This is a genomic window from Mesorhizobium sp. M4A.F.Ca.ET.020.02.1.1 (assembly GCF_004022645.1).
In the GTDB taxonomy this organism is placed as follows: Bacteria; Pseudomonadota; Alphaproteobacteria; order Rhizobiales; family Rhizobiaceae; genus Mesorhizobium.
The window spans coordinates 1-7,995 of sequence record NZ_RZOI01000224.1 but is presented as its reverse complement, the minus strand read 5'-3'; the positions used below and the strand labels follow the sequence as shown (position 1 = coordinate 7,995).

Genomic DNA, 7,995 nt, shown 5'->3' with positions numbered 1-7,995 from the left:
CTCGACGGCCGGCTCGCTCGGCGCCGGCCGCTCGCCATCGGCAAGCGGCCCGCCATTGGGGACAAGCGCCATGCCGATGGCTTCCGGATCGACGACCGCGTCGCCGGCCCGGGCAACGCCGAAGCCGCGAAAACCCTCGAAGGCGCGGCTGCGGCCATAGACCGGCAGCGCCGCCAGGTCGACCGGTATCTTGAGATCGGTGCCGGCAACCGGCCACAGCACCGAGCGGCCGGACCACGTGTCGCGGCGTTCGAGCAGGCCGGCGATCTCGCCCGAGGCATCGAGGCCGAAAGTGGTGGCCACATCCTTGAAGCGGCGGCCGATCACGTCGGCGGCGGGCTTGCCGACGATCTCGGCGAATTCGGCCGACAATGCGCTGAACTTGCCGTCAGCGTCGGTGCGCCAGACGAAGCGCAGCGGCGGCGCCGACCGATCGATCGTCCGCCCGGCGGCCGGCGCGGCGGCGGCCTGCCGAGGCGCTTCGGCTGGCGACGCCGGCTCCGCCGCCTCGGCCTTGCCGGATGCATGGTCCTGATGCCGTGCCTCATCGCCGCCGGCGTTGAAGTACCAATGGTCGTGCTGCGGCTGCGTCTCGCTGGCCGTCGCCCGGTCGCCCACCGCCGCTTTCGGGCTCTGTCCAGTCGGGCCGGCAACTGGGCCGCCGGCAGGGACGGCAACGCCCTTGGCCACCTCCGGCGTGGACTCGGCCATCACGTCCGGCGTCGTGGGCGAAGGTTCCTGCCTTGCCTCCGGCACAGCGGAAGGCGCCTCCGCCGGCAATGCCGCGGCTGCCGGAGCGTCGCCCCCCGGCTCACCCGGCCGCTCTTCGTCGAGTTGGGCTTCGTCGATGACCACCAGCAAGTGGCGCGTTTCGGTCAGCCGCGCGAGGCCGGCCGGATAGGAATTGCTGCCGCCCGGGACCAGGCGCTTGACGATGCGGTCGCTGTCATCGGCTACGTCTGCGACCAGCGCCGCCAGCGTCTCGGGCAGGATGCCCAGCGCCGCAAAACCGTCGGAGGCGGCCTCTACCTTGCCCGCTGCGTCGACGAAGGCGATGAAATGGCCGTCCTCGGTGAAGCCGCCAATGGCGCGGCTGGCGATCTCTGCAGCACTGCGCGAGCCGGTCTGCGCCGCGGGCACCGTGAGCATGATCGCTTTCTCGCCGTCTGGCATCGCCACCGCGCTGGCCAGGAAGCCGACGGCGCGGCTCACCATCCCGGTCGCCAGCCGCAGCGTGATGGCCCGGTCGCTGCCGATCTGCGGAAAACCGCTGGTCGCCATGATCTGGCGCCTGGCGATCAGCGGCAGCCGCGCCGAGGCGCCGATGATGCCCTCGATGTCCGGATAGCCGAACACCGCCGCTCCGGGGCCGTTGGCCCAGATCACCTGTTCGAGGTCGGCCGACAATATAGCGATCGCATCGCCGGCGGCGAAGCGCTGGCGGACCGCATCGAGCACGGCAACGTCGAGGAAGGAATAGTTTTCGGGCGGCATGCGCTTGGCGAATCCCTCCGGCGGGCAATTTCAGTTAACGCTTTGTTAATAAAAGCGGGCGGTGCGAAGGTCCACAAGCCAAGGCGTGCGGCGGGCGAAATCTCTGAGCGCTTGGTTAACGGCGGGGAAGATTCTGATGGTGCACTGCAACAAAGATGTTGCAATGCACAAAAAAACCTCTATATTGCCATCATACATGAACGAGACGGCTTTCTGTCAAAGCCGCTACCCGCGAAAAGGATGGAAAATGTCCAAGATCAAGACCGCCGAGACCATCGAGAACGTTGAATTCCCGAGCTTCGACGCTTCCAAGGCCACCGACCAGATCCGCGCCTTCGCCGAGAAGGGCGTCGAGCAGTCGAAGGAAGCCTATGCCAAGTTGAAGACCGGCGCCGAGGAGACCCAGAAGGTTCTGGAGTCGACCTTCGAGACCGCCAAGACCGTTTCCGGCGACCTGTCGCTCAAGACCATCGCCGCGCTGCGCGCCAATGCCGACGCCGGCTTCTCGCATCTCGAAGCCCTGGTCAGCGCCAAGTCGCTGTCGGAAGTCGTCGAGCTGCAGACCGCATTCCTGCGCAAGCGTGCCGAACTGGCCGTCGAGCAGGCCAAGGAATTCCAGGCCGTCGCTTCCAAGGCTGCCGAGGACGTCTCCAAGCCGATCAAGACCGCTTTCGAGAAGGCCTTGAAGGACATCAAGGCCGCCTAATATCTTCGCATAACTCGGCGATGCATCAAAACGTCGCATTTTATCAGACAAATAGATGTGCGATAGAGTTGTCCAAGCGAATACCCGGCGGGCGGAACCTCCTCCCTCTGCTCTCCGGGATGACCAGCCAGCACCTCCTCCCGCTGGCTCGTAACAGGAAAAGGCCGGCACCTCCTCCCGCCGGCCTTTTCTTTTGCCCGAAATTGGCTGGTTGAAAACCGGGCGCGGTTCGCAGAACCCGCCTTTGCCTCATCAAGGGCCTTGAATTACGCTCCGATAGTCCGTATTGGACGCATCGCCGAACGACAGAGCGGATCTGGAGAGCAGAGCTTCCCCTGGATCGCGCTCCGGCAGACGTGCCGTTGTAGCTCAGCTGGTTAGAGCGCCGGATTGTGGATCCGGAGGTCGCTGGTTCGATCCCAGCCAACGGTACCATCGGCTTAAGTATTTGATCTTGCTAAGAATTTCATAGCTCAGCCTGGTCGCGCCGGCTTATGGCATTCGAAGGAAAAATCCTTCTGGCCCCTCTGCGCGTCACCGCTGCTTATGCGATCGGCTGATAGCTCCCATCGAGAGCCGTCGATCCACTCGTCCAAAAATTGTGTACCAAGAAAATACAATCCGTTGACACGCCCACAGGTGCGTGCGACTCTCTTCAGGAGTGCCAAGTATGATCGACTGGCAGGGTTGATTCTGAGGTGCGCGATGAAGGGAAGCAAGGGCAGTCTTTACGACGATCTGAAGCGTCGCATCCTGACGATGGAACTCGATCCGGACGAGGATCTGGACGAGGTAGCGTTAAGCGAGCGCTACGGCCTGTCGCGCACTCCGGTGAGGGAAATCTTCCGCAGATTGGAGGGCGAAGGCTACATCGAAATTCGCGCCAACCGGGGTGCCCGGGTCGTTCCGATGAATCACTCGACCCTTAGGCAGTTCTTCCTCGTCGCTCCCATGGTCTACGCCGCCATCGGCCGGCTGGCGGTGCAAAACTTCAAGCCTTCGCAGTTGGTAGACCTGAAAGACACGCAGGAGCGTTTCCGCGCCGCGAGCAAGTCGGGCGACGCACTGTCGATGGTGGTCGAGAACAACAGGTTTCACGAGATCATCGGCGAGATGTCCGGAAATGCCTATCTTCAGCCGAGCCTCGGCAGGCTGCTGATCGATCACGCCCGTATCGGCCACACCTTCTTCCGGCCCCGCAATGATGACATGCGTCGGCGTTTGGGGATCGCCGTCGAACACCATGACGGCTTCATCTCGGCCATTGGCGGTCATGATGAGAACGCTGTCGTCGACCTGGTGTTCGAGCATTGGGAACTGTCGCGCGAGACCATGGAGATGTTCATCGCACCTCAAGGCTTGAAGGCGGATGCCCTGGTCGGCGATTCCTGACGGCTGCGCTCTGTCCTTCTGAAAAACCTTCCATTCTGCCACGTTATGGTTTGTCTGGGACTGTTGGTCGGCTGCGGCGCCACGCTCGCGAGACTCCCAATAGCCGCCAGTCCGCATAGCATGCGGCGTCATCGAGGCATGCCTGCCCTTTTCGCTCTGATTCTGTCACGCCGCCCGGTTGCGGCTCTGTCCCGGCGCCATTGTCGTCGCATCTCCGGCCACGGACGGCGGTTCGGTTCAGGGCATCAGCATTGTGTTATCCAATTATAAGATTTGTGTACCTAAAAAATACAATTTGTTGACTCCGGCACGCCGGTGTGCAATCTTGCGCGCCATCAAATGCGATCGACCGGGTTTCGGGCGCTGAGGATTTCTCAGGAGAGTTCTCAGACGGTTCTCCTTTGGCCGAATGACGCATTGGTCGGAAACGGCCGCTCCGGGACAGGAAGCCTGCATGAACATGTCCGATTTCCCTTTCTCAGGATTGAACCTCGCGATTGCCACGCCATTCGACGCGCAAGGTCGCATCGATCTCGGCAGGCTCGAGCAGAACATCGAGCGCTATATCGCGGCCGGCATACGGGGCTTTGTTCTGAGCTCGGGCACGGGCATGCACGCATACCTGTCGGCGGACGAGTCGAAGTCTCTGGTCAAAAAGGGCGCCAAGATCATCAACGGGCGCGCCAAGATCATTGTGCAGACCTGCGCGCTGCTCGTCGAAGATGTTGTCGAGCGGACCCGCCACGCCAAGGATTGCGGCGCCGATGGGGTGATGGTGCTGCCGCCCTTCTTCGAAGGCCCAACGGATGACCGGGGCATTGTCGACTTCTACACGGAGGCCGCAAAGGGCGGACTGCCGATCATCGGCTACAACGTGCCCCAGGCGGTGGGCGTTGCGATCACGCCCTCGCTGCTGAGGGAACTGTGCGCGATTCCAGGCTTCTGCACCGTCAAGGATAGCGGCGGCGATCTCGGCAAGCAGGCTTCGCTCATTCGCACCGGCCTTCCGGTCATGAATGGCGCCGACCACCTGGTGGCCTATGCCCTCTACGCGGGATGCAGCGGCCTGATATGGGGCGGAGCAAATTTTGCGCCCAGGACAACCGTGGCCCTGGTTGAAGCGGCAGCCTCAAAAGACTGGGCTGACGTGCGCAAAATCTGGGCGTCGCTCGAGCATGTCATGTCCCTTCTTTGGCAGGGCGACTACGTGCAGTCGGTCTATGCCGCGGCAGACTTGGTCGGCTATGGCGCCGGAAGTCCCCGCAAGCCTTTGCGCGCGCTCCCCGCCGACAGAGTAGCGACGCTGCGACGGGCGCTCGGCACCCTCGTCGAGCGCGAGGCGGCCTGATCGTGAGCCAGAAAGCCAAAGTCTTCTCAACTTTCCTGCCGGCGAACCGTGGCGCCTCACCTGTGACGTCGATCGGGGCAAAGGTGCGGATGGCGGTTCGCGAGTGGAGGGCGGGCCGATCCGCGACGTCCGGGTAGGCGGCGTCGCTGCAGGCGCAATCGGGAGACGATGAAACGCCTTCTTGCATCACCCTGCTAGTTCAGTTTCGCCGGGCGGCGTGGGTTCGGTGTCGGTCTGTCAATAAGCCACGCGAAGAATGAGGAGAACAAAATGAGACAACTACTATTTCCTGCCGTTGCCCTCGGAGCGCTGCTTACCGCAGGTGCCGCACAGGCGGCTTGCGGCGACGTTACATTGGCGGTCTTCAGCTGGCAGTCGGCCGAGGCGATGTCCAATGTCGACCAGTTCATCCTGAAGAACGGCTACGGCTGCAACGCCACGACGGTTGCGGGCGACACCGTGCCGACGATCACCGCGATGATCGAGAAGGGCCAGCCGGACATTTCTTCGGAATCGACGCCAAGCCTGCTCGGTGACGTCTATATCAAGGGCGCCGCCGAGGGGCGGATCAGCCAGATCGGCACGGCGATCAGCGACGGGCAGGTTTCCGGCTGGTACATTCCCCAATATGTCGCGGATGCGCATCCCGATATCAAGACCGTCGACGACGCCATGAAGCATCCGGAGCTGTTCCCGGCTCCGGAAGACCCCTCGAAAGGCGGCGTTATCCAGGGCCCGCAGGGTTGGGGCGACACGGTCGTGACGGCGCAGCTCTACAAGGCCATTGAGGGTGACAAGAAGGGCTTCGAGTTGGTCCCCACCGGCTCGGCGGCAGCGCTCGATGGCGTCATCTCCAAAGCCTATGAACAGAAGCAGGGATTCCTCGCGCAATATTGGGCACCGACATCCCTTCTGGTGAAGTATCCGATGGTGCGCCTCGAAATGGCTCATGACGATGCCGAGTGGGCGCGTTGCACGTCAAAGCAGGACTGTCCGGATCCGAAGCCGAACTACTGGAAACAGGCTGAGATGGTGACGCTGGCCAGCAGCAAGTTCACCCAGCGTGACGACGTCGGCCCGGTCAAGGACTACCTCGCCAAGCGCAGCTGGACCCAGGCTGAAGTCGGCAAGGTGATGCTGTGGATGACCGACAACCAGGCCAATGGCGAGGACGGCGCCAAGTGGTTCATCAAGAACATGCCGGAAGTCTGGACCAAGTGGGTCCCGGCTGACGTCGCCGAAAAGGTCAAAGCCGCGCTCTAAATCGGGCAATCGGGCGGGTGGAGGCTTTGAGCGTATTCAAGGCCTCCACCTAGGCGGCTCGGTCCGCCGGCGTAGCCTTTGTTCCCTGCTCTCGGCCTATGGCCGGCAATGTGTCCCCAATGGCGCAATCACAATAGGGCATCGCGATATGGATTGGCTTTTCAGATTCCCTCAACTCGACCCTGAATTCCTGCTTGCGGTGAAGCGGTCTATCGACGGCGCCCTGAAGGCGCTGACGCGCGGCTACGGTCAGGCGATCGAAGACTTCTTCTATCCGCTGCTGCGCGTTCTCGTCTTCTTCGAAAGCACCATCTCGAACGCGCCCTGGCCGCTGGTCGTGCTCGCCCTGGCGGTCATCGCCTGGTTTGCGGCACGGCGCTGGGCTGTGGTTGCCGCCGTTGTCGGCACGCTCATCGCCATCGGCCTCCTTGGCCTGTGGCAGGACGCGATGAAGACGATCTCGCTTGTCTTCACCGCGACGATCTTCGCCATCGCCATCGGCATTCCGCTCGGCATCCTGATGAACCGCTACAAGCGCGTCGGCGCGGTCATGCACACGGTGCTCGACGTCATGCAGACGATGCCGCCCTTCGTCTATCTCATTCCGGTCGTCATGCTGCTCGGCATTGGCCGGGTGCCGGGCTTCATCGCGGTGGTGATCTATGCCATCCCGCCGATCATCCGCCTCACCGACCTCGGCATCCGCCTGGTCGACAAGGAGGTGCTGGAGGCCGCCGACGCCTATGGCTGCTCGCGCTCGCAAAAGCTCTGGAAGGTACAGATCCCGCTCGCCATGCCGACCATCATGGCCGGCATCAACCAGACCATCATGATGGCGCTCGGCATGGTGGTCATCGCCTCGATGATCGGCGTGCAGGGGCTCGGCCTCAACGTTCTCCAGGCCATCGCCAACCAGTACTTCACGCAAGGCATCTTCAACGGCTTTGCCATTGTCGGCATCGCGATCATTTTCGACCGCATCAGCCAGGCCTATGGCCACCGGCTGCAGAAGCATCGGGGTGCAGCTCATGACTAGCAACAACGCCTCAATCGAAATCCGTGACCTGTACAAGATCTTCGGCAAATCTCCGGAGAAATACGTCGATGCGGTCCGCAACGGTCTGTCGAAGACCGAACTCGGCAGGACGCATGGCCACATTCTGGGGCTGAACAAGATCAACATCTCCATGCCGGCGGGCAAGGTCCAGGTCGTCATGGGGCTATCGGGCTCAGGCAAGTCGACGCTGATCCGCCACATCAACCGGCTGATCGAGCCGACATCTGGCTCGATCATGATCGACGGGCGCGACGTTCTGGAAATGTCGGAGCTGGAGCTGCGCGAGTTCCGCCGCAACCACACCGCGATGGTGTTCCAGAGATTTGGACTGCTGCCGCACCGGTCCGTCATCGACAACGTCACGTTCGGACTGGAGGTGCGTGGTGTCGAGGCGGCGAAGAGCCGTGACATCGGCATGCGCTGGATCGAGCGCGTCGGCCTCGCCGGCTTTGAGCAGCGCTATCCGGACGAACTGTCCGGCGGCATGCAGCAGCGCGTCGGGCTTGCCCGCGCACTCAGCAACAATGCCTCGATCCTGTTGATGGACGAGGCCTATTCGGCTCTCGATCCACTGATCCGGACCGACATGCAGACCATGCTGCTCGATCTGCAGACCGAACTGAAGAAGACCATCGTCTTCATCACCCATGATCTCGATGAGGCGCTGCGGCTCGGTGACCAGATCGTCATCTTGCGCGACGGTTCGATCATCCAGCAGGGCAACAGCCAGGACCT

Annotated in this window: 7 protein-coding genes and 1 tRNA gene; 7 read left to right on the top strand and 1 reads right to left on the bottom strand. The window is 62.5% G+C overall.

The genetic code is table 11. The features are described 5' to 3' along the window. Nucleotides 1-1,494, bottom strand: a 1,494-nt coding sequence (locus tag EN742_RS15895) for a PAS domain-containing protein (RefSeq protein ID WP_245492333.1), incomplete at its 3' end; no start/stop codon positions are given. Nucleotides 1,495-1,741: 247 nt separating this feature from the next. Here EN742_RS15895 and EN742_RS15890 point away from each other — a divergent pair. The 7 genes from EN742_RS15890 to EN742_RS15860 all read left to right on the top strand — a co-directional run. Then, the gene (locus tag EN742_RS15890) at nt 1,742-2,200 is read left to right on the top strand and encodes a phasin (protein WP_126056446.1); all 459 of its coding nucleotides are present in this window, start codon (nt 1,742-1,744) and stop codon (nt 2,198-2,200) included. A 358-nt stretch (nt 2,201-2,558) separates the two neighbouring features. After that, nucleotides 2,559-2,635, top strand: a tRNA-His gene (locus EN742_RS15885). A gap of 270 nt (nt 2,636-2,905) precedes the next feature. Further along, entirely contained in the window at nt 2,906-3,592 is a 687-nt protein-coding gene (locus EN742_RS15880) for a GntR family transcriptional regulator (protein ID WP_126059237.1), read from the top strand. A 460-nt stretch (nt 3,593-4,052) separates the two neighbouring features. Then, on the top strand, nt 4,053-4,940 hold the full coding sequence (locus tag EN742_RS15875; RefSeq protein ID WP_126059236.1) for a dihydrodipicolinate synthase family protein: 888 nt from the start codon (nt 4,053-4,055) through the stop codon (nt 4,938-4,940). A 270-nt stretch (nt 4,941-5,210) separates the two neighbouring features. After that, nucleotides 5,211-6,203, top strand: coding sequence for a glycine betaine ABC transporter substrate-binding protein (locus EN742_RS15870; protein WP_126056445.1), 993 nt, complete (start codon nt 5,211-5,213; stop codon nt 6,201-6,203). A 148-nt stretch (nt 6,204-6,351) separates the two neighbouring features. After that, on the top strand, nt 6,352-7,239 hold the full coding sequence (locus EN742_RS15865; protein WP_126056444.1) for a proline/glycine betaine ABC transporter permease: 888 nt from the start codon (nt 6,352-6,354) through the stop codon (nt 7,237-7,239). Next, the coding region (locus EN742_RS15860) for an ATP-binding cassette domain-containing protein (protein ID WP_189375360.1) at nt 7,232-7,995 on the top strand (764 nt) is incomplete at its 3' end. The genes EN742_RS15865 and EN742_RS15860, both read left to right, overlap by 8 nt.

Bases quoted from the DNA above. Each gene is read 5' to 3' on its own strand.
- EN742_RS15865 (WP_126056444.1), top strand. From the start codon at position 6,352: ATGGATTGGCTTTTCAGATTCCCTCAACTCGACCCTGAATTCCTGCTT.
- EN742_RS15890 (WP_126056446.1), top strand. From the start codon at position 1,742: ATGTCCAAGATCAAGACCGCCGAGACCATCGAGAACGTTGAATTCCCG.
- EN742_RS15880 (WP_126059237.1), top strand. From the start codon at position 2,906: ATGAAGGGAAGCAAGGGCAGTCTTTACGACGATCTGAAGCGTCGCATC.
- EN742_RS15875 (WP_126059236.1), top strand. From the start codon at position 4,053: ATGTCCGATTTCCCTTTCTCAGGATTGAACCTCGCGATTGCCACGCCA.
- EN742_RS15870 (WP_126056445.1), top strand. From the start codon at position 5,211: ATGAGACAACTACTATTTCCTGCCGTTGCCCTCGGAGCGCTGCTTACC.